The organism is Streptomyces sp. NPDC050617 (assembly GCF_040654795.1).
Lineage (GTDB): Bacteria > Actinomycetota > Actinomycetes > Streptomycetales > Streptomycetaceae > Streptomyces.
The window spans coordinates 208,206-232,531 of sequence record NZ_JBFAIS010000011.1 but is presented as its reverse complement, the minus strand read 5'-3'; the positions used below and the strand labels follow the sequence as shown (position 1 = coordinate 232,531).

At 72.0% G+C, this 24,326-nt stretch carries 20 protein-coding genes; 12 read left to right on the top strand and 8 right to left on the bottom strand.

Features of this window, described 5'->3' with window-relative positions:
- Positions 1-103: 103 nt before the first annotated feature.
- On the bottom strand, positions 104-598 hold the full coding sequence (locus AB0I49_RS17735) for an ATP-binding protein (protein ID WP_363227866.1): 495 nt from the start codon (positions 596-598) through the stop codon (positions 104-106).
- Between the two features lie 592 nt (positions 599-1,190).
- On the opposite strand from AB0I49_RS17735, the gene AB0I49_RS17730 reads away from it, so the two are divergent.
- On the top strand, positions 1,191-1,619 hold the full coding sequence (locus AB0I49_RS17730; RefSeq protein ID WP_363227865.1) for an STAS domain-containing protein: 429 nt from the start codon (positions 1,191-1,193) through the stop codon (positions 1,617-1,619).
- A 260-nt stretch (positions 1,620-1,879) separates the two neighbouring features.
- Here the strand turns inward: AB0I49_RS17730 and AB0I49_RS17725 are convergent, their stop codons facing one another.
- Both AB0I49_RS17725 and AB0I49_RS17720 read right to left on the bottom strand, forming a co-directional pair.
- Positions 1,880-2,890: a CoA ester lyase gene (locus AB0I49_RS17725; RefSeq protein ID WP_363227864.1), complete on the bottom strand. Its 1,011-nt coding sequence runs from the start codon at positions 2,888-2,890 to the stop codon at positions 1,880-1,882.
- 192 nt (positions 2,891-3,082) lie between these two features.
- Positions 3,083-3,967, bottom strand: coding sequence for an alpha/beta hydrolase (locus tag AB0I49_RS17720; RefSeq protein WP_363227863.1), 885 nt, complete (start codon positions 3,965-3,967; stop codon positions 3,083-3,085).
- A 90-nt stretch (positions 3,968-4,057) separates the two neighbouring features.
- Between AB0I49_RS17720 and AB0I49_RS17715 the strand changes: the two genes are divergently transcribed.
- The 4 genes from AB0I49_RS17715 to AB0I49_RS17700 all read left to right on the top strand — a co-directional run bounded on the left by AB0I49_RS17715 (position 4,058) and on the right by AB0I49_RS17700 (position 11,576).
- A complete protein-coding gene (locus tag AB0I49_RS17715; protein ID WP_363227862.1) occupies positions 4,058-6,184 on the top strand; it encodes a BTAD domain-containing putative transcriptional regulator in 2,127 nt (708 codons plus the stop codon).
- Positions 6,185-6,642: 458 nt separating this feature from the next.
- Entirely contained in the window at positions 6,643-6,771 is a 129-nt protein-coding gene (locus AB0I49_RS17710; protein ID WP_363227861.1) for a hypothetical protein, read from the top strand.
- 111 nt (positions 6,772-6,882) lie between these two features.
- Complete coding sequence (locus AB0I49_RS17705; RefSeq protein ID WP_363227860.1) at positions 6,883-10,239, top strand: lantibiotic dehydratase; 3,357 nt, start codon at positions 6,883-6,885, stop codon at positions 10,237-10,239.
- Entirely contained in the window at positions 10,236-11,576 is a 1,341-nt protein-coding gene (locus AB0I49_RS17700; protein WP_363227859.1) for a lanthionine synthetase C family protein, read from the top strand. The genes AB0I49_RS17705 and AB0I49_RS17700 overlap by 4 nt, the downstream gene beginning before the upstream one ends.
- Positions 11,577-11,595: 19 nt before the next feature.
- Here AB0I49_RS17700 and AB0I49_RS17695 read toward each other — a convergent pair whose 3' ends face one another.
- Positions 11,596-12,237, bottom strand: coding sequence for a PadR family transcriptional regulator (locus tag AB0I49_RS17695; protein ID WP_363227858.1), 642 nt, complete (start codon positions 12,235-12,237; stop codon positions 11,596-11,598).
- 122 nt (positions 12,238-12,359) lie between these two features.
- Here AB0I49_RS17695 and AB0I49_RS17690 point away from each other — a divergent pair, with 122 nt between their 5' ends.
- Both AB0I49_RS17690 and AB0I49_RS17685 read left to right on the top strand, forming a co-directional pair.
- Positions 12,360-13,553 carry an FAD-dependent monooxygenase gene (locus AB0I49_RS17690; RefSeq protein ID WP_363227857.1) on the top strand — a complete coding sequence of 398 codons (1,194 nt, stop codon included), beginning with the start codon at positions 12,360-12,362 and terminating at the stop codon, positions 13,551-13,553.
- Between the two features lie 305 nt (positions 13,554-13,858).
- Positions 13,859-15,535: a BCCT family transporter gene (locus AB0I49_RS17685; protein ID WP_363227856.1), complete on the top strand. Its 1,677-nt coding sequence runs from the start codon at positions 13,859-13,861 to the stop codon at positions 15,533-15,535.
- Positions 15,536-15,683: 148 nt separating this feature from the next.
- Here AB0I49_RS17685 and AB0I49_RS17680 read toward each other — a convergent pair whose 3' ends face one another.
- From AB0I49_RS17680 to AB0I49_RS17670, 3 genes are all read right to left on the bottom strand, one after another.
- On the bottom strand, positions 15,684-16,355 hold the full coding sequence (locus AB0I49_RS17680) for a nucleotidyl transferase AbiEii/AbiGii toxin family protein (RefSeq protein ID WP_363227855.1): 672 nt from the start codon (positions 16,353-16,355) through the stop codon (positions 15,684-15,686).
- On the bottom strand, positions 16,352-16,699 hold the full coding sequence (locus tag AB0I49_RS17675) for a transcriptional regulator (protein WP_363227854.1): 348 nt from the start codon (positions 16,697-16,699) through the stop codon (positions 16,352-16,354). The genes AB0I49_RS17680 and AB0I49_RS17675 overlap by 4 nt, the downstream gene beginning before the upstream one ends.
- Before the next feature lie 134 nt (positions 16,700-16,833).
- Positions 16,834-17,580, bottom strand: a complete 747-nt coding sequence (locus AB0I49_RS17670) for a DUF1838 family protein (protein WP_363227853.1) — start codon at positions 17,578-17,580, stop codon at positions 16,834-16,836.
- A 222-nt stretch (positions 17,581-17,802) separates the two neighbouring features.
- Here AB0I49_RS17670 and AB0I49_RS17665 point away from each other — a divergent pair, with 222 nt between their 5' ends.
- On the top strand, positions 17,803-19,020 hold the full coding sequence (locus AB0I49_RS17665; RefSeq protein WP_363227852.1) for a Shedu anti-phage system protein SduA domain-containing protein: 1,218 nt from the start codon (positions 17,803-17,805) through the stop codon (positions 19,018-19,020).
- The gene (locus AB0I49_RS17660; protein ID WP_363227851.1) at positions 19,017-19,343 is read left to right on the top strand and encodes a hypothetical protein; all 327 of its coding nucleotides are present in this window, start codon (positions 19,017-19,019) and stop codon (positions 19,341-19,343) included. The genes AB0I49_RS17665 and AB0I49_RS17660 overlap by 4 nt, the downstream gene beginning before the upstream one ends.
- Before the next feature lie 105 nt (positions 19,344-19,448).
- Here AB0I49_RS17660 and AB0I49_RS17655 read toward each other — a convergent pair whose 3' ends face one another.
- Entirely contained in the window at positions 19,449-20,486 is a 1,038-nt protein-coding gene (locus AB0I49_RS17655; protein WP_363227850.1) for an asparaginase, read from the bottom strand.
- Between the two features lie 284 nt (positions 20,487-20,770).
- Here AB0I49_RS17655 and AB0I49_RS17650 point away from each other — a divergent pair, with 284 nt between their 5' ends.
- From AB0I49_RS17650 to nhaC, 3 genes are all read left to right on the top strand, one after another.
- Positions 20,771-21,526 (top strand): GntR family transcriptional regulator, encoded by a 756-nt coding sequence (locus AB0I49_RS17650; protein ID WP_363227849.1) that lies wholly within the window; start codon positions 20,771-20,773, stop codon positions 21,524-21,526.
- Positions 21,523-22,671, top strand: a complete 1,149-nt coding sequence (locus AB0I49_RS17645) for a P1 family peptidase (RefSeq protein WP_363227848.1) — start codon at positions 21,523-21,525, stop codon at positions 22,669-22,671. Before AB0I49_RS17650 ends, AB0I49_RS17645 begins: the two co-directional genes overlap by 4 nt.
- Before the next feature lie 126 nt (positions 22,672-22,797).
- On the top strand, positions 22,798-24,309 hold the full coding sequence (gene nhaC, locus AB0I49_RS17640) for a Na+/H+ antiporter NhaC (RefSeq protein ID WP_363227847.1): 1,512 nt from the start codon (positions 22,798-22,800) through the stop codon (positions 24,307-24,309).
- Positions 24,310-24,326 lie beyond the last annotated feature (17 nt).

Below are 24,326 nucleotides of genomic sequence, written 5' to 3'. Positions count from 1 at the left end.
CGGATCCGCGGCTCGGAGCGGCTGGGCGTGGAGCTCCGGTGCGGGAGCTCTCTGAAGTCAAAGAGGGGTACGGCGACTTGCGGGTTCCGTCGGATGGCGCTTTTTAGGTGGGGAATGCATTTGTTTTGGCGGGCGCCGGACGGGCGGGCGGCTCCGAGACCTCGAACCACACGGTCCGGCCGCTGCCGTCGCCGTCCGTGCCCCAGCGGTCGGCGATGGCGTCGACCAGGCCGAGCCCCCGGCCCCGCTCGCCGCAGCCGTGCCGGACGTGCGGGACCTTGTAGCCGCCCTGGTCGAGTACGGAGATCCGCAGCGCCGAGCAGGTCGGCCGCAGCCGCACGCTGAAGGTTCCGTGGGGCTCGCCCGAGCGCGTATGGACGACGGCGTTGCCGGCGAGCTCGCTGACGAGGAGCACGACGTCGTCGATGAGCGGTTCGTACCGGCTGTCGCGCAGGTGCCGGGTGATGAAGCGGCGGGCCGCGCTCACGCAGCGGAGCTCGCCGGGGAAGTCCTGGTGCGAGGCGGCGGGGACGTGCGGTGCGGAGGGTGCGGGGGAGGCGGGGGAGGGAGAGGGGGGTGGTGGGGTCGTGATCATCATGAGGTCTCCGTGCTGGGGGCGGCGCGTACGGCCGTCGAACCGCCCGGCGGCGTCCAGCCGTTGGAAGCTCCCGTCCAGCCGTTGCGGGCGGACGCGGATGGGGACGTGCTTGCTGAGGCCGGTGATGGTGCGGTGGCGGCCGCTGACGGTGCGTGATGCCGCAGGCCGTACGTCTCGTCGGCGGTCCGGCGCCGGGGCTGCTGCCCCTCCGCGCGCGACCGCTCCGTCCCGCCGAATGCGCAGGGTGAGATGCCATCAACTCACCGTAGCTCAGGCGTCATTGCTAAAAGTGGGTTTTCCGATTGAGCTTGACACGGAGGGGTGGTTACGGAGAGTGATGTGAGGGAATGGTGTAGGGCGGGGGCGGCAAGACGAAGGCGGATCGGGCGTCCCGCCCGGCCCCGGTGGGGGGCGAAAGTGCGCGTCGGGGGCTTGTTGCCGCTGCATACGTGCGGTCCGGGGCGGTACAAGTGGCCCGTTGCGGGGCATGATGAGGGCAGAGCACTTTGAGGCCACCCCGGACCTCGGTGGCGTTGCGCACTTCAACGATCTGTTACGGGCGGGGATTTACCGGAGCCACCGGGGGAAGGTCATGGGTGTCGGAGAGACAACTTTTCTTCTGAGGGACCGCTTTGTCGGCGGAATCCTGGTCATCGAGCTGTACGGAGAGTTGGACATCTGGTCGACCGTGACCTTGGCCGGTCACGTTGAGTCACTGCTGGACCAGCCCCGCCCGGACGTCGTGGTGGACCTGCGCGCGGTCACTTTCCTGGACGCCAGCGGCCTGCGGCTGCTGCTGCGCATCAAGAACCAAGTCGCCGTCAAGGACGGCACGTTGCGGCTCGTACGGCCCTCGCCGAGGGTCTGGCGGGTCCTGCGCCTCACCCGTCTCGACCGCGTGTTCACCGTGCTGGACGGCCTGCCGCCGGTGCTGGAGGCGCCCGCCGAGCGCGGAAACGGCCAAGGGCACGGGCACAGGGATGAGGACGGTCGCGAGGACGGCCGCGGGGTGTCGGCTTGACCGCTCGGCGGCGTGCACGGGAAATGCGGGACATGGGAAAGCGGTCTCCCCCGGACGCTTGGGGACCACGGGGGAGGCCCCCATCTCCCGGGGAAGACCGCTGGCATGTGGCCGCGGAGCCGACCCGCACGATCGAAATCTGCGATGCCGGAACCGGGCAATGTCACCCTAGGGCGACAGTCCGAACGCGAACAGTCAAGCTTCGGCCATGTATTGGCAGCGGGGCCGGAATCCGGCGTTTACCGAGCGGTGGCACAGGTTCACAGGCCGGGGGCCGAGGGGCGAGGGCTGTGCCGCGCCGTGATCGCCGCTGTCGCGGCCAGAATCCTGCGGGCCTCCTCGACGTGCAGGTTCTCGATCATCCGGCCGTCGACGGTGGCGACGCCCCGGCCGTCGCGGGCGGCCTCCTCGAAGGCCGCGATGGTCCGGCGCGCATGGCCGACCTGGGCGTCGGACGGGGCGAAGACGCGGTTGCAGGGCTCGATCTGGGAGGGGTGGATGAGGGTCTTGCCGTCGAAGCCGAACTGCCGGCCCTGTACGCACTCGGCCTCGAACCCCTCAAGGTCGCGCACGTCGTTGTAGACCCCGTCCAGGATCGCCCTGCCGGTGTCGCGGGCCGCCAGGAGGGCGAGGGAAAGGGAGGTCAGCAGGGGTGCACGGCCGGGTACGTGCTCGGCGTGGAGTTCCTTCGCCAGGTCGTTGGTGCCCAGGACGAGCACGGTGAGCCGTTCGCCGGCGGCGGCCACCGTACGGGCGTCCAGCAGGGCGCGCGGGGTTTCCAGCATGGCCCAGACGGCGGTGCGGTCGGGGGCGCCGGCCGCTTCGAGGGCGCGCTCGACGGCCCGTACGGTCTCGGCCGAGTCCACCTTGGGGACGACGACGGCGTCCGGACCGGCCTCGGCGGCGGCCCGCAGGTCGTCGGCGTGCCAGGGGGTGCCGGGGCCGTTGACGCGGATCGTCACCTCGCGGTGCCCGTACCCCCGCGAGGCGGCGGCCGCCGCGACCCGCTCGCGCGCCGCGGCCTTGGCGTCCGGGGCGACGGCGTCCTCCAGGTCGAGGATGAGGGCGTCGGCGGGGAGGGACTTGGCCTTCTCCAGGGCGCGTTCGTTGGCGCCCGGCATGTAGAGCACGGAGCGGCGGGGGCGCGGGTTCGCGTGGGGAAGCGGGGTCGCGTCAGGGAGCGGGAGCGGGTGGGAGAGCGGGGTCGCGTCGGGCACGGGGTACTCCTGGCACTGCTCGTACGGGTGCTGCGTGGCGTCGTCGTCCTGCATCCTGCATCCTGCCCCGGTCGCCGCGGCCCTGGCGACGCGCCCCCGTCGCTCAGCCCGCCCGCAGCTCGTGAGCCGGTCCGTAAGCCCGCAAGCCGGTCCGTACGCTCGTACGCCGGTCCCTAAGCCCGTACGCCGGTCCGTAAGCCCGCAAGCCGGTCCGTAAGCCCGTACCGCCGCCCGTGCCCCCGCCCGTCACCGCGCCACCAGCTCCCGGAGCGCCCCCGCCACCCCCTCCGGGTCCTCCTCCGCCATGAAATGGCCGCAGGAGACCGTGGCGTGGCGCAGGTCGGGGGCCCAGGCGCGCCACACCTTCGCCGCGTCGTAGCCGAGGGCCGCGCCCCAGTCCTGCTGGAGGACGGTGACCGGCATCGTCAGCTGGTTGCCCGCCGCGCGGTCGGCGCGGTCGTGGTCGACGTCGATGCCGGCGGAGGCCCGGTAGTCGGCGACGATCGACGGCACGGCGTTCCGGGACGCCGCGAGGTACGCGGCGCGCACGTCGGCGGGGATCGCCTTCGGGTCGCGGGTCCAGACGTCCAGGAAGTGGCCGAAGAACGCGTCCGGGCTGCCGCCGATCAGCTGCTCGGGCAGGCCGGGCGGCTGGGCCATCAGATACAGGTGGAAGGCGACGGCCGCGTCCGCGCCGTGCAGGACGTCCCACATGTCCAGGGTCGGCAGCACGTCGAGCGCCGCGAGGTGGGTGACGGCCTCCGGGTGGTCGAGCCCGGCCCGTACGGCGACGAGCGCGCCCCGGTCGTGCCCGGCGAGCGCGAAGCGCTCGTGGCCCAGCGCGCGGGCCAGGGCCACGATGTCGGCGGCCATCGTGCGCTTGGAGTACGCGGCGCCGTCCGGGTCGGCGGGCTTGTCGCTGTCGCCGTAGCCGCGCAGGTCGGGGCAGATGACCTGATGGCTCGCGGCGAGGCGGGCGGCGACGTGCCGCCACATCAGGTGCGTCTGCGGGAAGCCGTGCAGCAGCACGATCGGCGGGCCGTCGGGGCTGCCGCCCACGGCGGCCCGGAGGGCGACGCCGTCGGCTACGGGTATGCGCCGCGACTCGAAGCCGGGGATCGTCGGATTCATGGTGTGGCCCTTTCGTCGAAGGGGGAGACGGTGCCGTGACCGAGCCTGCCGGTCGCCGGTCAGCACCCGATCAGCACGTACGGTGAGGTCATGGAGCGGGTGACGTTCGCGGTGCTCGGCCCCCTGGCGGCCGAGGGCGACGGCGGCGTACTCGCGCTGAAGGGCCCGCGGCACCGCGCCGTCCTGGCCCGGCTGATCGTGGCCCGCCGCCGCGTCGTACCGGCCCGGCGGCTGGTGGCGGACCTGTGGGAGGAGCCCCCGGACGGCGCGCTCGGGGCCGTACAGACCTTCGTCGGGGCGCTGCGCCGCGCCCTGGAACCCGACCGTCCGCCGCGCGCCCCCGCCCGGCTGCTGGTGACCGAGGGCCCTGGCTACGCGCTGCGCCCCGAGCCGGACGCGGTGGACGCCTGGCGGTTCGAGGCGGCCGTCGCCGAGGCGGCGCGGCTGCCGCCCGCCGCCGCCCGCGACCGGCTCGAAGCGGCGCTGGCCCTGTGGCGCGGGCCCGCCTACGCCGACTTCGCCGCCGAGGACTGGGCCCGCGGCGAGCGCTCCCGCCTCACCGAACTGCGGCTGCGCGCGGTGGAGCGGCGGGCGGCCGCCCTGCTCGCCCTCGGGCTCGCCGCCGAGGCCGTTCCCGACCTGGACGCCCACCTGGCCGAACAGCCCTGGCGCGAGGACGCCTGGGGGCTGCTGGCGCTGGCGCTGTACCGGGCCGGCCGCCAGGGCGACGCGCTCGCCGCGCTGCGCCGGGCGCGGGCCGCCCTCGCCGCCGAACTGGGCCTGGACCCGGGGCCCGAACTGCGCCGCCTGGAGCGCGACATCCTCGCCCAGGACCCCCGGCTCGATCCGCCGCGCGAGCCGTCTACGGCGGCGGCCCGGCTGTGGTCCGAGGCGGCCACGGCGTACGACCGCACGGTCGGGGACGGCGCGCGGGCGCGGCTGGAGGCCGCCGTCGCGCTGATCCGGAGCCTGGCGGTGACGGGCGGCGGCGGCCTGGAGGCGGCCCGCCGGCACCGCGTGGAGGCGGTGGCCGCGGCGGAGGAGCTCGGCGATCCGGAGCTGACCGCGCGGGTGATCGGCGCGTACGACGTCCCCGCGATCTGGACGCGCGCCGACGATCCGGAACAGGCGCGGCAGATCGTGGACGCGGCCGTACGCACCCTCGCCGCGCTGCCGGCGGGCGCGCACGACGGGGCCCGCTGCCGCCTGCTGGCCACGGTCGCGCTGGAGTCGCGCGGCACGCGTTCCCCGCGCGGACCCCGCGCCGCCCGCGAGGCGGAACGGCTCGCCCGCGGCCTCGACGACCCCGCCCTGCTGGCCTTCGCCCTCAACGGCCGCTTCATGCAGTCCTGCACGCGGGCCGGGCTCGCTCCGGAGCGCGACGCGATCGGCGCGGAACTCCTCGCGCTCGCCGCGCGCCACGGAATGGCGACCTACGAGGTCCTCGGGCACCTGATCCGGCTCCAGGCGCTCGCCGCGCTCGGCGACTTCCCGGCCGCCGACGAGCACGCGGCGGCCGTCGACCGGCTGGCGGAGCGGCACGAACTGCCGCTCGCGGAGGTTTTCACGGAGTGGTACCGGGCGATGCGGGTGGCTGCCGTCGCCTCAGCGGGCGGGGCTGACGGGGCGGACGGGGCGGGCGAGGCGGGTGGGGCGGGCGAGGCGCGGGAGCGGGCCGAGGGCGCGTTCCGGGCTGCCGCCGCGCGGCTCGACGGGGCGGGGATGCCCGGTCTGGAGGGCGGTCTCCTTCCGTTGGCGCTGCTGGGGGTGCGGTTGGGGGCTTGGGCGGAGGGGAGGGGGCAGCTGCCTGTGGTGGACCCGGGCGAGGACTGGGGTCCGTACCGCCCGTGGGCCGAAGCGCTGGCTTTGGCGGCGTCGGCGGCGTCGGCGGCGGCGGGGTCGGCGTCGGCGTCGGTGTCGGCGTCGGGGCGTACGGGCGGCGCGGCCGAGGCCCGTTCCGCGCTTCATGTCCTGCCGGAACCGCCCGCCGATCTGCTGTACGAGGCCCTCTGCTGCGTGGAGGCCGCCGCGGCTCTCGCCGTGGGCGACCGTCCTGCCCTGGTACGCGCTCGGGCCCGTCTGCTGCCCGCCGCCGCCGAACTGGCGGGCGCGGGCAGCGGTCTGCTCGTCTTCGGCCGGGTGCGGGACTACCTCGACGGCATCGACACGGCGCTGGCGGAGTCGGAGGGGTTGGGTGGGTCGGAGGGGCCTGCCTAGCTGGTTCGGCCGGTCAGTCGGTTCAGTTGGATCAGCCGTGCGGCAGGCGGCCCGCTATATCGGACGGCCGCTTTATGACGACACCAAATAAGGTCCTCGGGTTCGTCACGAGATCCCCAATAAAGGCCGGTCGGGAAGCTCAGTCGCACGCCGTGTTTCTTGAGGAACTTCTGAGCCTTTTCGTGTTTACCAGCCCTCGTTGCCTGGCGCGTACACGCATATGGGCGGCGGGAATTCGGTTTGCGCAGAGTAAGGGGCCTGTTAGGGAGTTGTCAGGGGCTTGTTAAGGGTTCCGTGCCTGTTGACAGCCCTGATCGGCCAGTTCTACGGTTGCGGCGCCTGATCAAACAGCAGGTGAGTGCGGCGAGTTCACCGTATTGCGCCGAGTGCCTTTCGGTCGCTGGTGTCCTATTTTCTCGCTGCGCGTTACCCTCGATTCCCACCATAGGAGAGCTGATATGCCTACCGCTCTGATGGAAGAATTCGACCTCGACGTCCGCGAGCTCGTTGCCGAGCCCGAGGTCGACAATGGGGACAACGACCCCAAGGCTGAGACCACCAGCGTCATCACTTTCATCTGCCACTGATCCTGGCGGTCCCGGGGCCCGTCGGCAACGCACTGCCGACGGGCCCCGGCCCTTGAGCTTTGAGTCCCTTGAGCCCTTGAGTCCTTGAGGTGCGGTGAGGAGTACGCGCGCGTGTCGTCGAAGTCGCCCCAATCGTCCCAGCGGCCGTCCCAGCGGTTTCGCTACGAGGTCGCCGGGATCGGCATGCTGCGAGCCCCGGTGCTCCCGGTGGATTTCGACATTCCGGCGGCGGGTGAGGTCGACGGCCCAGCTGCCCTCACCTCTCTCACTTCTCCCACCTCTCTCACCGCGTCCCTCCGCGCCCTGGCGGACGACCCGCTCGTGCGGGAGGCGGTCGAGGTGTCCAGCCCCTCCCTGGCCGGCCTGCTGAGCCGGGTGCTCGACGCGGGGGGTGAGGTGAGTGCCAACCAACTTCGGCGCGCTGTACGGTCATTGACCCTGTACCGGCTGCGGATGAGCACGCGCGCCACCCCCTTCGGGCTGATGGCCGGCGTAGCCCCCGTGCGCTTCGCCGGTCCGGGTGAGGCGCCCGTGGTGCGCTTCGGCGCCGCACACCGCCGCGCCGTACGCCCCGACCGCGAGTGGCTGACCGGCCTCGTCGCCTCCTGGGAGCGGCGGCCGGGCGTGCTGCGGCGGCTGGAAGTGGTGGCCAACGCGCTGTGCCGGGTGCGCGGCGGACGCCTGGAGCTGCCGTACGTGCCGCAGTCCGCCGAGTCGGCCGAGTCCGCCGGGCCCGCCGAGTCCGCCGACCAGGGTGATGAGCCCGACGCCCGTGCGTCCGGCACCGTCCAGAACGTCAGCGTGCGCCACACCTCCGTAGTCGCGGCCGTCCTGGAACTCGCCCGCCGCCCGGTGCTCGGGGCGGAGCTGGCCCAAGCGCTCCTGGAACGGTTCCCCGGCGCGACCGAGCAGGCGGTGGACGGCGTGCTGGTGCAACTGATCGGCAAGGAGATCCTGTTGACGCGGGCCCGGCCGCCGCTGGAGGAGGTCGACCCACTCGACTACGTGCTGCGGGCCGGCGCCGGGATACCTCCGCAGGCGCTGCCCGAACGAGCCGAGCTCACGTCCGTAAAAAAGGATCTGGAGCGCTACGCCGCCACCCCTCCAGGTCTCGGCGGACCGGCGCTGGCCGAGGTCTCCGCGCGGATGCGGCGGCTGCACCAGGCGTCCGGCCACCCGCTCCACGTCGATCTGGCGCTGGACGCCGAGGTCCGGCTCCCCGCCGCCGTCGCGGACGAGGCCGCCCGCGCGGCGGAACTGCTGTGGCGGCTCGCGCCGCGCACGGCGGGACCGGAGCATCTGCGCGAGTACCACCGGGCGTTCCTGGAGCGCTACGGCACCGACCGCCAGGCGCCGCTGACGGACGTGCTCGACCCCGTCGCCGGCCTGGGCGCGCCCGCCGGATATCTGCGTCCGCCGAGTACGCGCAGCGCCCCGCCCGCCGCCCCTGACCAGCAGGAACAGGAGCGCGACCGCGCCATGGCGGCGCTGGCCCAGCAGGCGGCGATGGGAGGCGGCGGCGAGGTCGTACTCGACGAGGACCATCCCGTGGTGCGCCTCCTGGCCGATGGCAGCGGCCTTCCCCCGGAGTCCCTGGAGGTGGGCGCCCATCTGCTGGCGGCGGACGCCGACGCGCTGGCCGGCGGCGACTTCGCGCTCGTACTGGCCAACGGGTCGCGGCAGGCCGGGGCGATGCTGGGGCGGTTCGGCTATCTGATGGGGGAAGGGGCCGATGCCGAAGTCGCCTCCCTGGCAAGGGCCTCCCTGGCAAGGGCCTCCCTGGCAAGGGGGGAGGGGGACGGGGAGGGCGCGCTGCGCGCGCAGGTCGCCTTCCGGCCCGGCCGGTCGCGGGTCGGCAACGTCGCGCAGGTCCCGCGGCGGCTGGACCGCCTCCTGCCGGTCGGCTGCTTCGCCGACCCCGCCGACCCTGGCGTGCTCGACCCGCGTGACCTGGCCGTACGCGCCGACCACGAGCGCCTGTACCTGGTCGAGGCGGCCACCGGCCGAGCAGTGGAACCCGCGGTCTTCCACATGCTCAACCCCCGCTGGGACCTGCCCAACGCCGCCCGTTTCGTGTCCGAGATCGCCGCGAGCGGGCGGCGACGCTGGCAGATGTGGCACTGGGGCGGCGCGGAGCTGCTGCCCCACCTGCCGAGAGTCCGTTACGGGCGTACGGTCCTGAGCCCGGCGCGCTGGCGTCCGGACCCGGAACTGCGCGACGCCGGCGAGCCGTTCGCGCGCTGGTGGGAGGCGTTCCGCCGCTGGCAGCGACAGTGGCGCGTACCCGACCGGTTGCAGGTCGGCTGGGCGGACCGCTACGTACAGCTCGACCTCGCGCGGCCCGGCCACCCGGAGCTGCTGCGGCACGAACTGCTCCGCACCGATCAGGCCGAGCTGCGCGAGACGCCGGCCGACGCGGCGGGGGCGCCGGACGGGTGGCTGCGGGGAGAGGGGGGAGCCCATCACGCGGAGGTAGTCGTTCCGCTGCGGCGGACCACGTGCTCCATGGACCGTTCGGGCCGGGCGCCCCGCCGCCGCCCCGCCCCGGCGCGCCCGCCCGGGGCCGTACACTTGCCGGGCGGCGAATGGCTTCAGCTCTGCCTCTACGCCCCCGCCCGACTGCACGAGGAACTGCTGGCCGCCACCGACCTGCCGGCCCTCCTCGGGGACCTTCCCGCGCAGGTGGACCGCTGGTTCTTCCTGCGCTACAGCGACGCCGGCGGCCCCCACCTGCGGCTGCGCTTCCACGCCCCGCCGGCCGTACTGGCACGGGACCTGCTGCCCCGGCTGCACCGGTCGGCCGCGGCGCTGCACGAGGGCGGCATGGTCGGCCGGGTGGTGTGGGACAGCTACGACCCGGAGCTGGAGCGTTACGGCGGGCCGGAGGCGATGGCGGCGGCGGAGCGCGTCTTCCACGCCGACAGCGTGGCCGTACTGGAACACCTGCGCCGCCGTTACGCCCGTCAGGACGCCACGGAGCCGCTGCTGCTCGCGGCGGCGGGGTTCGCGGATCTGGCGCGGGCGTTCCACGAGAGGGGCGATACGCACGAGAGGGCCGATACGGGGACCGACGGCGCGGCCTGGCTGGTGCGGGCGATATCGAAGGACGAGGAGCGCCATCGGGCGTTCCGGCTCCGCCGTCGCCAGGCGCTTTCGCTCGTCGATCCCTATCGCGCGGGTCCGGGTCCGGGGCTGGCGCCGGGGCCGGGGCCGGGGCCGGGGTCCGCCGTTGACGCCGGGCTGCGCGCGCTGTGGGAACGGCGGGCCGAGGAGACGGCGCGTTACGGGCAGCTCCTGCGGAAGCTGGGGGACGACTGCTGGTCCGAGCCGGACCACGTGCTGAGTTCCCTGCTGCACATGCACCACAACCGGCTGGTGGGCACGGACCGGGAGGCCGAACGCCTCGCGCACGCCGTGGCGCGCGGCGCGGCGCAGGCGCACACCGACCGCGCGAGGCACGCCCGATGACTACGGCCGGGGCCCCCGAAATCGCTTCAGGGGGAGGCGAGTTGCGCGCGCGGGCCGCAGAGGTGGCGGCCGAACTGGCCGCCCGCCTGGCGGACCCCGAGCGCACCGCCTCCGCCGCCTCCGCCTCGGCTGCCTCGGACTGGTCGCCCCTGAGCCTGGACGCCGGCCACCCCGGCGTAGCCCTTCTCTTCGCCGAACTCGCCCACTATGACCCGGCATTGAGGGGGACAGTGCACGCGCACTTGGCCTCCGCGGCGTCCCATCCGCCCGGCCCGGCGAACGCCTCCCTCTTTCGCGGCCTACCGGCCCTGGCCTTCGCCGCGCACGCCGCCCGGCGGACGCCGCGGGACTACGCGGGCCTGTTCGAGCGCCTCGACCCCGCGCTGGACCGCGCGCTCCAGCACGTACTGAAGGGCGAACGCGCCCGCTTGGCGCAGGACCGGGCCGGAGCGCCGTGCTCCCGTTACGACTTGGTCCACGGGGTGACCGGCCTGACGAGGCTGCTGCTGGCCAGGCGGTCGACGCACAGGGAGGCGTTGAACGAAGGGCTGTCCTACCTGATCCGCCTGACCCGTCCGCTCCTGGTGCGCGGTGAACGCGTGCCGGGCTGGTGGTCCCCGGCGGGCCCGTCCGGCGACCCGGACCCGGACCCGGCCTACCCTCAAGGGCACGTCAACTTCGGCCTGGCGCACGGCATCAGCGGCCCCCTGGCGGTCCTGGCCACGGCGCTACGGTCGGGCGTCGACGTCCCCGGAGCCCGTGGCGCCGTCTCCGCCCTGGCCCAGGAGCTGCTGTCGCGCCGCACGCCGGAGGGCGGCTGGCCCGCGCTGGTCCCCCTGGAGCGGTACGGCACGGAGCCGCCGCCGCCCGCCCGTACCGCCTGGTGCTACGGCACGCCCGGCACGGCGTACGCGCTCTTCCGCGCAGGTCAGGCCCTGGACCGCGCCGACCTGTGCCGTACGGCCGTCGAAGCGCTGACGGCGGAACTGGACCGCCCCCGCCGGGTGACGGACGACGCCCTCTGCCACGGCCGGGCGGGCCTGCTGCACCTCTGCCGCGTCATGGCCGCCGAAAGCGGCAGCGCCCCCTTGGCGGCGCGGGGCGATGCGCTGGCCGCACGGCTCCTCGCGGGTTACGACGCCCAGTGCCCGTACGGCTATCGCTTTGAGTTCGGTGACGAGAACCGGGTCGGACTGCTGACGGGGGCGGCCGGCGTCGCGCTGGCCCTGCACGCCTACGCGACGGGCGGCGGGCCGACGGGCGACGGGTCGGCGGGCGGTGGGCCGACGGGCGGCGGGGCGGCGAGCGGCTGGGACGCGGCGCTGCTGCTGAGCTGAACCGAGGCCCCCGCCCACATCACTCCTCTGCCCCCGCCCCCGTCCCCGCTTCCGCCCCGCCGGAAGCCTCGCCGAACGCGTTGAGCATCTCCCGTGACCAGGTCAGGCGGCCTTCGCGCAGATCGTCGAGGACCCCGTGCAGCCAGCGCTCCTCGGCGCCGACGACGGTGAGCAGGTATTCGGTCTCGATCATCGTGATGCGCGGCAGGTCGGGCGGGGTGTCGGCGAGGGCGTGTTCCAGTGCGGCGCGCTGCTGGGCGAGGCAGGCGGCGCGCCGTTCCAGGATCGGGGCCACTTCGCCGGGGTCGAGCATGAGCATGTTGGACAGGGCCGCCGGGAAGACGGGGAACTCCGCCTTGGGCACGGCGAGCATCTGCTCCAGCCATTCGCGGGTGACGGCCCGCCCCTCGTCGGTGACCTCGTAGACGGTCCGCTCGGGGTACTGCTGGTCGCGTTCGGTCTGCCGGACGGCGATCAGTCCGCCCGCCTGCAACCGCTCGATGGTGCGGTAGAGCCCAGCGCGCTGGCCCACGTTGACGACCTGCTCCTTGCCCCACTGCTTGAGCAGTTGCTGGATGCCGTAGGGGTGCAGCGGCCGGTAGTGCAGCAGCGCGAGCACGGTGAGGCCGAGGGGGGAGCTTTTCACGGGCGCGGTCGTCATCAGTCCATCGTAGTGTCCGATGGACTAGTTGCAATGAAACTAGTAACTCTGTAACTATGGCGCTGTGCGCGCTCCGCTCCAAGCGGCGCGCCGAATGCTTCACGCAGCCCATAGGAGGGGTTATGAGCACCAACGCGGACCGCGTCCGTACGGCACTGGTCATAGGCGGCGGGGTCGCGGGCCCGGTGGCGGCGCTGGCGCTGCGCAAGGCGGGTATCGAGGCGACGGTGTACGAGGCGTACCCCACGGCGGCGGACGGCGTGGGGGCCTGGCTGGGCCTGGCGCCGAACGGCCAGGTCGTGCTGGAGACCGTCGGCGCCGACGCGGCCGTACGGGCCGTCGGGCACCCGGTGCCCGGCATGGTGATGTCGGACGGCGCCGGCAACCGCCTCACGGGCTTCGGCGGCTTCCCCGACCTGCCGCCCACGCTGACCCTGCGGCGCGACCGGCTGTTCCGGGCGCTGACCGACCACGCGGTGGCCGAGGGCATCCGCTTCGAGTTCGGCAAGCGGCTCGTCTCCGTCGACGAGGCGCCCGACGGCGTCGTGGCCCGCTTCGCGGACGGGACGTTCGCCGCCGCGGACATCCTGATCGGCGCCGACGGCATCCGTTCCACCGTCCGCACCCTCATCGACCCGCTCGCCCCGGCCCCCGAGTACGCGGGCATCCTGAGCTTCGGCGGCTACGCGCCGGCGGACTGCGGCGTCGAGGCCGAGCCGGGGATGATGCACTTCGCGTTCGGCCGTACGTTCATGGGCCACTGGCAGGCCGCGGACGGCCGGCTCATCTGGTTCGCCGGGCTGCCCACGGACACCCCGCCGACCCAGGCGGAGGTGGCGCGCACCCCCGCCGCCGAGTGGCTGGACCGGCTGCGCGAGCTGTACACCGGCCACGTACCGGGCGAGCGGATGCTGCGCCACGCCGACCCGGCCGACCTGATGGCGGTCGGCCCGATGGAGCGCATGCCGTCCGTGCCGCACTGGCACCGCGGCCGGCTGGTCCTGGTCGGCGACTCGGTGCACGCCCCGTCCTCCAGCTCCGGCCAGGGTGCCTCGCTGGCCCTGGAGAGCGCCGTCGAACTGGCCCGCTGCCTGCGCGACCTGCCCGCCTACGGAGAGGCGTTCGCCGCGTACGAGTCGCTGCGCCGCCCGCGGGTGGAGCTGATCGGCGGCAACGCGGCGGCGGTCAACGAGGTCAAGTCGGGCAAGAAGGCGGCGCCGGCCTTCCCGGCGCCGGAGGACATGCTGCGCCCGCTGCACTTCCACCGGATCGACTGGTCGGAGAGGGTGATGGCGCCGGAGCCCGCCGCTTCATGAGGAGGGGAAGGGAAGGGGAGGGAAGGCCCAGGTCACAGACCTGGGCCGGCCGGTCCACGGCATGACCGGTGAAGCGTGACCTTCATCAACACCGCACTCGTCGGAACCGGGAATCCGCAGGTCAAAAAGGGGCAGGAGGGGTCTCGGGGCGCATGATCCCGGACCCGATTTGACCGTATAGCTCCATGGATAGGAGCCTTTCAGACTGACCCGCGCACCGAGCGGTCCTGCGTCTTGTGAGCGCGTGAGTCCTTGTGGTGCGTCATGCCCCCGTGCGCGGAATGACCCCTTCAGCAAGGAATCCCATGCCGACTCCCGATGCCCGTACCGCTGCCTGCGCGGATGTCCCCGCGGATACCCCCGCGGAGGGGGACCAGGCCGCGGCCGACGAAGAAAAACACCATCCGAGCCCGTCGAACCGTGCAGCGGCACGTAACCGGACCACCGACATCCCGGTACTGGCGATCAGCGGCGGCCTGCTCATCGCCTTCGTCCTGGCCGCGCTGATCGCGCCCACGGCCACGGGCGACGCCGTGAACACCGTCTTCACCTTCGTCGCGCGCTGGTTCGGCCCGCTGTGGCAGGTGCTGCTGCTCGCGACGTTCGGCGTGGCGCTGTGGCTGGGCTTCTCCCGGTACGGGAAGGTGCGCCTCGGCGGGGCGGGGGCACGCCCGGAGTACGGCAGGTTCCAGTGGGTCGCGATGATCATGTCGACGCTGCTGGCGGGCGGCGGCGTCTTCTTCGCGGCGGGCGAGCCCGTACAGCACTACGTCCAGACGCCGCCGTTCTACGAGGGCGTCAAGAGCGGCACGCAGCAGGCGGCGAACGCGGCGCTCTCCCAGAGCTTCGCGCACTGGGGCTTCCTCGCCTGGGCCGTCCTCGGGACCCTCGCCTCGATTGTCATGATCCGGGGCCAGGAGCGCGGCATGCCGCTGCGCCCGCGCACGCTGCTGTACCCGCTCCTCGGCGAACGCGTCCGGCACTCCCGGCTGGGCGCCGCCGTCGACATCGTCTGCGTGATCGCCGTGGTGGCCGGGACCGTCGGCCCGATCGGCTTCCTCGGCCTCCAGGTCTCGTACGGCCTCTCGAAGGTGTTCGGCATCTCCGGCGGCTACCCGGTGCAGCTCGGCGTGATCGTGCTGCTGACGGTCGTGGCGGTCGCGTCCGTGGCCAGCGGCATCGACAAGGGCATCCAGTTCTTCAGCCGGGCCAACATCTGGCTCGCCGTCGCCCTGATGGCCGTCTTCCTCGTCCTCGGCTCGGTCGGCTTCGTACTCGACTCCTTCCTGGGCGGACTGGGCCAGTACGTAAGCGACTTCGTGCCGCTCGCCCTCAACCGCGGCGACCACCAGTGGCTGGGCTCCTGGACCGTCTTCTTCTTCGGCTGGTTCCTCGGCTACGGCCCCCTGATGTCCATCTTCGTGGCCCGCATCTCCAAGGGCCGCACGGTGCGCGACCTCGTCGTCTCCACCGCGATCATCCCGCCGCTGGCCACCATGTTCTGGTTCACGGTCTTCGGCGGCACCGGCATCTTCCTGGAACAGCAGCACCCCGGCACGATCTCGGGCCCGCTCAAGTCCGTGGGCATGGACGCCGCCGTGATCTCCATGGCGGAACGCCTGCCGATGGGCGCCGTCGTGGCGGTGGCCCTGCTCATCCTGACCATCACGTTCGTCGTCACCACCACGGACTCGATGTCCTACAGCATCTCCGCCGCCGGCACGAAGTCCGGCGAACCCACCCGAGCCGTACGAGCCTTCTGGGCCCTCCTCATGGGCGCGGCCGCCGCCGTCCTCATCCTCGTCGGCGACGGCGGCATCACCGCCCTCCAATCCTTCATCGTCGTCACCGCCGTCCCTGTCGGCTTCATCATGCTCCCGACGTTGTGGACGGCACCGCGCGTAGCGAAGGAAATGGCGAGGGAACAGGGCCTGCTGCCACGGGAACCGGCTCCGACCCCGTCCTCGGACCAGCAGTCCTGATTGGACCGATGCGGGGAGATGCGACACGAGGCGCGGTGCGGGGGAAGTCCCGCACCGCGCCTCGCAACGGTCTGGAAGCCGCGTACTCGTCGATCGGCCGATATCCACGGGGTATTCGCCGGTATCCACGAGTATCTGCGAGGGCACATCAGTCGTCGTAGGGAGCCTCAAGTTTCTGAAGCCGTTCTCCGATGCCGTCGGCCCATTCCTGTGCCCACCGCCGTAGCTCGGTGATCGCTCGCTCGTCGAGTCCGTATGCGGCGAATTCCGAGTCGTCGATCCAGTCGGCTCCTCCCAGCCGCGCCTGGAGCTCGCTCAGGTCGAAGGAGTCGCGGGCGTGGCGTCGGCCGAGCTCTTCGAGTTCCACGTGGGGCCAGCGGTCGGCGGCGGCCCGCACGTCGATCAGGTCCCTGGCGAGTCCCCGGTCGGCCAGCGCGCGGACCTTGGTGCCGACGACGTCTTCAAGGGACAGCACCAAGCCGTGCTCGGTACGCACAGGAGGGCGCCAGAGCGCCTCCTTGAGGATGTCGACCTCGCACTCGTCCTGGCTGACGGGGTCCGTGACGATCAGACGTGCGGACAGCGGGTCCGTCTCCAGCGCCCTTACGCGCCATCCGCGCTGTTCGAGCCCGGTGTGCACGGCAGCCGCGATGTCCTCCATACGGTCCGGGTTCTCGGTGGCGACATCGAGGTCCTGACTGAGCCGGTCGACCAGGCCGTGCGCTTGGACCGCGTAGCCGCCGGTGAGCGCCAGCGGGTAGGCGCCGCCCACGGCGAGTACGTCCGTGAGCAAGCGGCGGTGCAGGTCGGTGAGGTTCACGCAGCGGCCTGCGCGCTCTGAGCCAGTTCGGCGAAGGAGCTCTCCCAGACCGCGCGGACGTCGCGGCTGACCAGGGTGCGGAGCGTGGGCCACAGGCTGACGAGCAGGTCGCGGTTGAGGTACTGAACGAGGTCGTCGTGCTGGCCCTCGGCCAGGACGATGCGGTAGTAGCTCATCCGCAGCCGAGGCTGATCGATGTCGAACGTGGTCAGACCGGACCATGCCAGATGGACCGGCAGACTCACCATGCCGTGCTCGGGGCCGGCCAGCTCGGAAAGCGCTGCGGGCAGGCGTCGCGCGAACTTGGCGCGGCGAAGATCGGAAAGACCGGGCTGTGCTGCCATACGCCGATTATCCAGGAAGAACCGGCGTCGAGCCTCTCGATCCGCTGACCCCGATCCTTACCGGCCCCCCCAACATAAGAGCCTCGGGCCGCTGGCTGGGGCCCGATGTGGCCGACGGCGGGGGAGCCCGGCGGCTACTTCGGCGGGTGGAGCTTGCGGAAGTACGTCCAGCTGGTCTCGTTCGGCTCGCTCCACTGCTCAGGGGCGTGGGCGAACTCCGGCTGGCGGTCGGCGATGTAGGCGCGGGTGCGGTCGGGGACCTCGGCGTACGAGCCGAGCTTGCGGCCTCGGCAGTGGAAGGTGAGCCCGCCGGGCGCCTGGCCGCGGGCCATCCACGGGAGCCACGGCGACATCCGGGACCACGACATGGTGGCCGGCACGCTCGGCGCGGCCCCGGCCAGGTCGGCGCGGTCGGCGAAGAACTGGAAGAGCTCCAGCGCCTTGTACGTGTCCCCGGCCGAATGCACCGGGTACTCGGCCACCGGCAGCGGCGACGGATAGGCCAGCGGAATCTCCAGACTGAAGCAGACCTGCCCGCCGAGCTCGGTCGTCGGAATCGGGAACGGCCGCCACTTCTGGTTCGCCGGGTCGTTCCAGACATGCACCACCGGCAGGTCCTGCCAGGTCTCCAGGATCTCGCGGGTAACCGGGTCCAGATAGAAAGCGGCCTCACGCGTGAGCAGTTGATACGCGTCCGGCCCGGCCGCGGCGTCCCGCACCAACCGGGAGACATTGAGCCCCTCAAACCCGAAGACACGCTGATATGGCTCATCAGGCGCCCACGAATACACGTCCCCGGACCACCAGTACGTCACCTCCTCCCCATCGAGCGAGGCACGGGTACGGGCGAAGTCGCGGAGCAGCTCAGCTGGTGTCGTCATACGGAGTACTGTGCCGGAGCGCTCCGCGCACCGCCCGCCTCCTGTCCGCAAACGCCGCAACCGACCTCGGCAAGGTTCTGGGATGGGGTACGTCCCTGACCGTTCTCAGGCATGGCGCTCGCAGCTGCGGTCGGTGGAGCTGCTATGCAGCCGGGCTACGGCGGGGCAGGGCACGGGCTCGACCGACCTGCGTTGTCAGTGCCCAGCCGTAGAGTCGCCCGCATGGCGACATTCCGATCCGGGTTCACGCTCTGGCAGATGGTCACCGACGCGCGTGAGCTCACCGAGCACCCGAGCGTGCGGGAGCGTATCGACGCGGTGCAAAGCATTATGGGCCCTGCCTTCGGCAGGACGGGGTATGGCAAGGGCAGGCCGTTGGTGAACGCCCTGGAGGATGTCGCTCAAGAAGCGCTTCTGCTCGGCGACTTCGAGTTCGCGCAGCGATTTCAGCGGTTCGCAGCCTATGCCGGAGGCGAACTGTTCCTCGAAATCCTGGAAAACCACTACGACGAACGGGCACGACGCCGCAGCGAGGAATACATGCGCAGGCTGACGGCCATGGGCGCCGATCGCGCGGTGGCGGTCCTGGACGCCCTGTGCCAAGACAACCCCGACGCGACTGTGGGTGACGTGCGAGACCTCTTCCGTGGAATAGCCTTGTCGGTCGACCACTTGGGTATTGGCGACGGCGAGGGCGGGATCCGCCTGCCCACCCGAGAGAGAAGGCGCCTCCAGCAGTACGGCCACATGGAGCTGGTCCTGAGGGGGCTGCCGCGACCGGCCTCTGCTGAGGCCGCGCACATGGTGGGCGACCTCTTGGCGGACGCTGACGTGGAGTTGCTGGCCCAGCTGTTGGAGCTGAAGACCCGGCGAGCGGGCCTCGACGCCCTGCGTGTCGTCGTGGAAGACCCGGCGAGCTCTGAAAAGGCCCTCCACGACCGTCTGAAGAATCAGGAGTGGATCTTCGGCGGTGCCTATGTGGCGGAGCTGGCGCGACGGCAGTACACCTCGGACACGATTCTCGACATTCCGCTGCTGCGCGGCGACGGGGCCATACACGTGGTGGAACTCAAGCGTGCCAACATCGAAAAGCTGGTCATACGGCGCGACGGCCACCTCATGCTGGGTGCGCCGGCGCACCACGCGGTTTCTCAGGCACAGAACTATCTGAGAGCCATGGACGAGAATCGCCAGGCCATCCTCGCGGACCACGGCGTCGACACCCGCAGAGCCTCGGCGACGGTGGTGATCGGGCATCCGCGGTACGTGAGTGAGGGCATCACACCTCAGGAGATCGCCGAGACGCTGCGCACCTACAACACGCACGCGGCACGAATAGAAGTAGTCACCTACGAGACCCTGCTGGAGTCGGCTGCACGGATGCTTGCCCTCTCGTCGGCGAGGCAGGAACCCGACCAGGCCGAGGAGCCCACAGCATGACCGAAGACGAGCGTCCCGCTCTCGAGCACTACCTGGCCCGCCTGTGCGGCGGGACGATCACCGACGAAGACTACGTGGGTTACTTCCTCAACGAGCATGGTGAAGAACTCGTTTTCGCGCAGCGCCCGGGTGAGAAGACCGGTCGGCTCTGGCACAGCGACGCCGAATGGCAGATGTTCCGTGTCGGCGATCACTCGATACGGGTCGGCGGGGTGATGGACGGGGTGACCACCGTCGATGACTTGATCATCGATCGCACTGAGGCGTCGTGGCTGTCCTCATGCCTGGCGGCCTCACGCCACATGCGCGAGAAACGGGGCTGATGAGCACCTCTGATGCCGATGATTCAGCCGAGGATGATTCCGACGCTACGGTCCGGATCGCTCCAGCGGGGCTTCAGTTGGTCAGGTCAGCGCGCGGGTGGGCGGTCAGGCTTCAGACGTGGTGTGGGTGAGCGTTGCTGACGGGCGTACTGCGCCTACGGGTTCGCCGTGGCCCAGGACTGGGGTCGTTGTCAGGGCGGTGAGGTGGGGGTTGGTGTCTACGGCTATGCCGATGTGGCGCAGGGCCGCGGTCATGACGACGGGGCGGGGGCGTTGGGAGCCGTCGGCGATTTTGAGGGCGACGGCGGAGCCGTCGGGGAGGGCGAGGGCGTAGACGCCTTCGGCGCCGTCCTTGGCTACGGCGCCGGGGATGGCCCGCATGAGGGTGGTGACGTCGCGGCCGGTGCCGCCGACGTACTCGGGGTGGGCGTTCATCGCGGAGGCCACGCGCTTCTCGTCGCTGCCCGCCGGGGCGGTCGCGATCGTGGCGAAGGCGCGGGCGAGGCCGCGGAGGGTGAGTGCGAACAGCGGCGCGCCGCAGCCGTCCACGCCGACCGCGGTCGACTTCTCCCCGGCCAGGTCCTCCAGTGTCGCGCGCAGGCCGAGTTGGAGGGGGTGGTCCGGGTCGAGGTAGTTCTGTACGGGCCAGCCCGCGGCCACACAGGTGGCCAGCATCGCGGCGTGCTTGCCCGAGCAGTTCATGGTGATGCGGGTCGGCCCGAGGCCGGCGGCCAGGTGGGCGGGGTGCGACTCGGCCCCGATGGGCAGCGCGGCGGTGCACTGCAACGCGTCCTCGGTCAGGCCCGCGCCCGCGAGTATGCGGCGTACGCCGTCGAGGTGGAAGGACTCGCCGGAGTGGCTCGCGCAGGCGAGCGCGAGGAGTTCGCCGTCGAGGTCGAGGCCAGCGCGGAGCATGCCGACGGTCTGGAGCGGCTTGTTGGAGGAGCGCGGGTACATGGGGGCGTCGACAGGGCCCGCGGTCAGCACGGCGTCGCCCTCGGCGTCGAGGCACACGACCGATCCGTGGTGCACGGACTCCAGGAAGTCGCCGCGCCAGACCTCCGCCAGTACGGGGTGAGCGGGGTGGGCGGCCTGCTCCGCCGGCAGGGGAGCGGGGACGTCCTTGGGGGCTTCGGGGGGCATCTGCGTTCCTTCGGTCGATGATCGGTCGATTGCGCTGGCCATGCCGCGTCGAGGGCGGGTGCGGTCGCGTCGCCCTTCCAACTGTCGACAGTTATCAGTTTTCCGGGCAGGTGTCGACGGTCCGCCCACAATGAAAGACGGTCCCGAAGAACCGTTGACATCGGGTCCATGCCACCTGTCCACTGTCGTCTGTCACCACCTGTCGTGGCGACTGTCGACAGTTCGTGGTCCCGTGAGCGCTGTCTGCGAGACCCACGTCAGCCCCCCGCCCCTGGGAGATTTCCATGACCGGACTGGTCCACCGCGGCTTGGCGGGACAAGTCGTGGAGATGCTGCGCGAGCGGATCCTCACCGGCGTGCTGCCGCCCGGCTCCCGCCTCAACGAGGTGGAGATCGCCCGCGACCTGGGCATCAGCCGAGGCCCGCTGCGGGAGGCCATCGGGCAGTTGGTGAGCGAGGGCCTTCTCGTGCACGTGCCCAACAAGGGCGCCGCCGTCTTCGCCGCCCGCCCCGACGACGTCGCGGCGCTCTTCGAACTGCGCTCCGCCCTCGAATGCGCGGCGGCCCGTATGGCCGCGCACCGCCGCCGGCCCCAGGAAGTGACCCGCCTGCGCAAGGTGTGCGAGCGCTCCCGCAAGGCCCGCGAGGCGGGGCGGAAGCTGCTGTACGACCTGGACCTGGACTTCCACCGTTCGCTGATGGAAGCGGCGCACAGCCCGCGCATCGCCGAGCAGGTGTGGCTGGTGCAACAGCAGGTGATCGTGTTGCGCAGCGGCCTCACCTCGCGGACCTCTCATACGGAGACGTCGCTGGCCGATCACGAGGCCATGGCGGAGGCGGTCGCGGACGGCGACGCCGATCTCGCGGCGAGCCTGATGGAGGCCCATCTCGCGCTCGTGGAAACCGAACTCCTGCAAGCCATGCAAGCCATGCAGGCCATGCAGGCCACGCCGTCCGAAACCCGCGGTGACGAGGCTCCGGAGCCGCGGAGTACGGGGCGTACGGGGCGTACCCAACGCACGGGACGTACCGCCCCATGACGCGCGCCGACAGCCCCACCCCCCGTACCAACCCCCGCCCCCGCGACCTGGGCATCGCCCCAGGCACCCTGCCCCCCGGCCCCTCGAATTCCCTCACCGATGTCCCCGGCGTCCGCGTCGGCCACGTCACCCTCGACCACCAGCACGGAACAGGGCTCCCGGTGCGTACCGGCGCGACCGTCGTCGTCCCCGCGCCCGGCTCGCTCTTCCGTGACAAGCCGGTCGCGGGCCTGGAGGTCGTCAACGGATTCGGGAAAGCGGCCGGCCTGAGCCAGGTCGCCGAACTGGGCGTACTGGAAACGCCGTTGGCCCTGACGAACACGCTCTCCGTCGGTTCCGCCTTCGAGGGCCTGGTCCGGCACGCGCTGGACGGGCACCCGGAGATCGGCGTCACCACGGGCACCGTCAACCCGGTGGTCTTCGAGTGCAATGACGGCTGGCTCAACGACATCCGTGGCCTGCATGTGCGCCCGGACCACGTGCTGGAGGCGCTGGAGGCGGCGTCCGACGGCCCGGTGCCGGAAGGGGCGGTGGGAGCGGGCGCCGGCATGGTGGCCTTCGGCTGGAAGGCCGGCATCGGCTCCAGCTCCCGCATCGTCGACGCAGTCGGCGGCACCGGCACCGGCTTCACCGTGGGCGCCCTGGTCCTGGCCAACTTCGGGCTGGCCGACGACCTGACCGTGCTCGGCGTCCCGGTGGGCCGCACCCTCACCCCGCAACAGGTCAGGGAGCAGGCCGAGTTCGCGCGCGGCGCCGGGTCCTGTGTCGTCCTCCTCGCCACGGACGCCCCGGCCGACGCCCGTCAGCTGCGCCGCGTCGCCAAGCGCGCGACGGTCGGCCTGGCCCGTACCGGCGGCATCGTCCAGCACGGCAGCGGCGAGTACGCCCTGGCCTGGTCGACGACGCACCGCGTCCCGCACCGCCCGTCGGGCCCCGTACGCGCCGCCTCGGCCCTCGCCGAGGACGGTCCCCTGATCGACCTGTTCTTCCGGGCCGCCGTCGAAGCCACCGAAGAGGCCGTGCTCGGCTCGCTGTTCGCGGCCCGTCCGGTGACCGGCGTACGGGGCCACCACGCCCCCGCGCTTCCCGCGGAACGCGTCGCCCGCCTCGTCAACCCTGTGCACCACCCGACGTCCGCGCGGTAGCCGGACCCGCCTCCGTAACAGAACCACAGAAGCAGAAGCCAACTGGACCCACAGGGGCCGTCGGCGCGCCGGACCGCCCGGCGGTCGGCCGCGCCCTGCCCTCAACCACCCCGAAAAGAGCGACTCATGCCAGAAACCGCTCCGGCCGAGGCGTCCCGGCGCAAGCCGACCTTCCTCCAGGCCCTCACCCCCGTCGTCGTGATGATCGTTCTACTGGTCACCGGAACGGTCTGGCTGGACATCGCCCCCGTCATCCTGCTGATCGTCGCCGGCACGTTCGCCGGGGCCTTCGCCCTGCGGCTCGGCCTGACCTGGGAGCAGATGCTCGCCGCCATCTGCCGGAAGATCGATTCGACGATGCCGGCGCTCCTGATCCTGATCTCCATCGGGATGCTCACCGGCACCTGGATGATCAGCGGAACCATCCCGATGATGGTGGATCTCGGGCTCCGGGCGATCGATCCGCACTGGATCATCCCGGTGTCATTCCTGATCACCGCCGTCGTCTCCACGCTCACCGGAACGTCGTGGGGGTCCGTCGGTACGGTCGGTGTCGCGCTCATCAGCGTGGCGGGCGGGCTGGGCGCCTCGCTCCCCATGACGGCGGGCGCGATCGTGGCGGGCGCGTACTTCGGCGACAAGATGTCCCCCCTGTCGGACACCACGAACCTCGCGCCGGTCGTCGCGGGCACCAACCTCTTCGCGCACATCCGCCACCTCCTCTACACGACGGTCCCGGCCGCGCTCGTCTCCCTGGTCATCTACTTCTTCCTCGGCCTGACGCAGACCACGGGCTCGGTGAAGGACACGGGCCACCAGACGCAGGAACTCCTCGACTTCCTGGGCACGTCGTTCACGTTCAGCCCGCTGCTGCTCCTGCCCCCGCTCGTGGTCCTGGCCGGCGCGGTGCTGCGCAAGCCGCCGCTGCCGACGATCATCCTGTCGTCCTTGATCGCGGCGGTGCTCGGCGGCGTGCTGCAGGGCTTCTCCCTGAGTGACCTGAGCACGGCCGCGTCCCAGGGCTTCAGCGTCGACCTGCTCAGCGGCCACGCCGGGGTCCCGCACTCGGTTCCGGCCGCGGCCCAGACGCTCCTCAACCGCGGCGGCCTCGCCTCCATGACGAACGTCGTGCTGATCGGCCTCGCGGGCTTCGCCTTCGCGGGCATCATCACCGAGGCCGGCTGCATGGACGTCCTGATGACCCGCCTGCTCCGGCGCGTACGGCGCACCGGCGGCATCGTGCTGGCGACGGTCGGGTCGTCGGTCGGGGTGGCCCTGGCCACCGGCACCTCGTACCTGACCATCCTCGTCCCCGGCGAGGCGTTCAAGAAGGTCTACGCCGAGCACGGCCTCGAACCCAAGAACCTCTCCCGCACCCTGGAGGACTCCGGCACCGTGATGGTGCCGCTGATCCCCTGGAGCGAGGCCGGTATGTACATGTCGACCGCGCTGGGCGTCGCCACCCTCTCGTACGCGCCGTACGCGTTCCTCTGCTACCTGGGCGCGGTGTTCGCGGTGATCTGCGGTTACACCGGATTCGGCATCGCCCGGAGCAAGTCGGCCCAGTCGGCGCAGTCGGCGCAGTCGGACCAGCCGGCGCAGCCCGAGGACGCGCCCGCCGAGCCCGTACGTCCCTAGGCCGGGCCTTCTGGCCT

Coding starts and splice junctions, on each gene's coding strand:
- AB0I49_RS17710 (WP_363227861.1), top strand. CDS start 6,643: ATGCCTACCGCTCTGATGGAAGAATTCGACCTCGACGTCCGCGAGCTC.
- AB0I49_RS17665 (WP_363227852.1), top strand. CDS start 17,803: ATGGCGACATTCCGATCCGGGTTCACGCTCTGGCAGATGGTCACCGAC.
- AB0I49_RS17645 (WP_363227848.1), top strand. CDS start 21,523: ATGACGCGCGCCGACAGCCCCACCCCCCGTACCAACCCCCGCCCCCGC.
- AB0I49_RS17735 (WP_363227866.1), bottom strand. CDS start 598: ATGATGATCACGACCCCACCACCCCCCTCTCCCTCCCCCGCCTCCCCC.
- AB0I49_RS17695 (WP_363227858.1), bottom strand. CDS start 12,237: ATGACGACCGCGCCCGTGAAAAGCTCCCCCCTCGGCCTCACCGTGCTC.
- AB0I49_RS17675 (WP_363227854.1), bottom strand. CDS start 16,699: ATGGCAGCACAGCCCGGTCTTTCCGATCTTCGCCGCGCCAAGTTCGCG.
- AB0I49_RS17715 (WP_363227862.1), top strand. CDS start 4,058: ATGGAGCGGGTGACGTTCGCGGTGCTCGGCCCCCTGGCGGCCGAGGGC.
- AB0I49_RS17730 (WP_363227865.1), top strand. CDS start 1,191: ATGGGTGTCGGAGAGACAACTTTTCTTCTGAGGGACCGCTTTGTCGGC.
- nhaC (WP_363227847.1), top strand. CDS start 22,798: ATGCCAGAAACCGCTCCGGCCGAGGCGTCCCGGCGCAAGCCGACCTTC.
- AB0I49_RS17725 (WP_363227864.1), bottom strand. CDS start 2,890: ATGCAGGACGACGACGCCACGCAGCACCCGTACGAGCAGTGCCAGGAG.
- AB0I49_RS17700 (WP_363227859.1), top strand. CDS start 10,236: ATGACTACGGCCGGGGCCCCCGAAATCGCTTCAGGGGGAGGCGAGTTG.
- AB0I49_RS17670 (WP_363227853.1), bottom strand. CDS start 17,580: ATGACGACACCAGCTGAGCTGCTCCGCGACTTCGCCCGTACCCGTGCC.
- AB0I49_RS17655 (WP_363227850.1), bottom strand. CDS start 20,486: ATGCCCCCCGAAGCCCCCAAGGACGTCCCCGCTCCCCTGCCGGCGGAG.
- AB0I49_RS17720 (WP_363227863.1), bottom strand. CDS start 3,967: ATGAATCCGACGATCCCCGGCTTCGAGTCGCGGCGCATACCCGTAGCC.
- AB0I49_RS17660 (WP_363227851.1), top strand. CDS start 19,017: ATGACCGAAGACGAGCGTCCCGCTCTCGAGCACTACCTGGCCCGCCTG.
- AB0I49_RS17690 (WP_363227857.1), top strand. CDS start 12,360: ATGAGCACCAACGCGGACCGCGTCCGTACGGCACTGGTCATAGGCGGC.
- AB0I49_RS17685 (WP_363227856.1), top strand. CDS start 13,859: ATGCCGACTCCCGATGCCCGTACCGCTGCCTGCGCGGATGTCCCCGCG.
- AB0I49_RS17650 (WP_363227849.1), top strand. CDS start 20,771: ATGACCGGACTGGTCCACCGCGGCTTGGCGGGACAAGTCGTGGAGATG.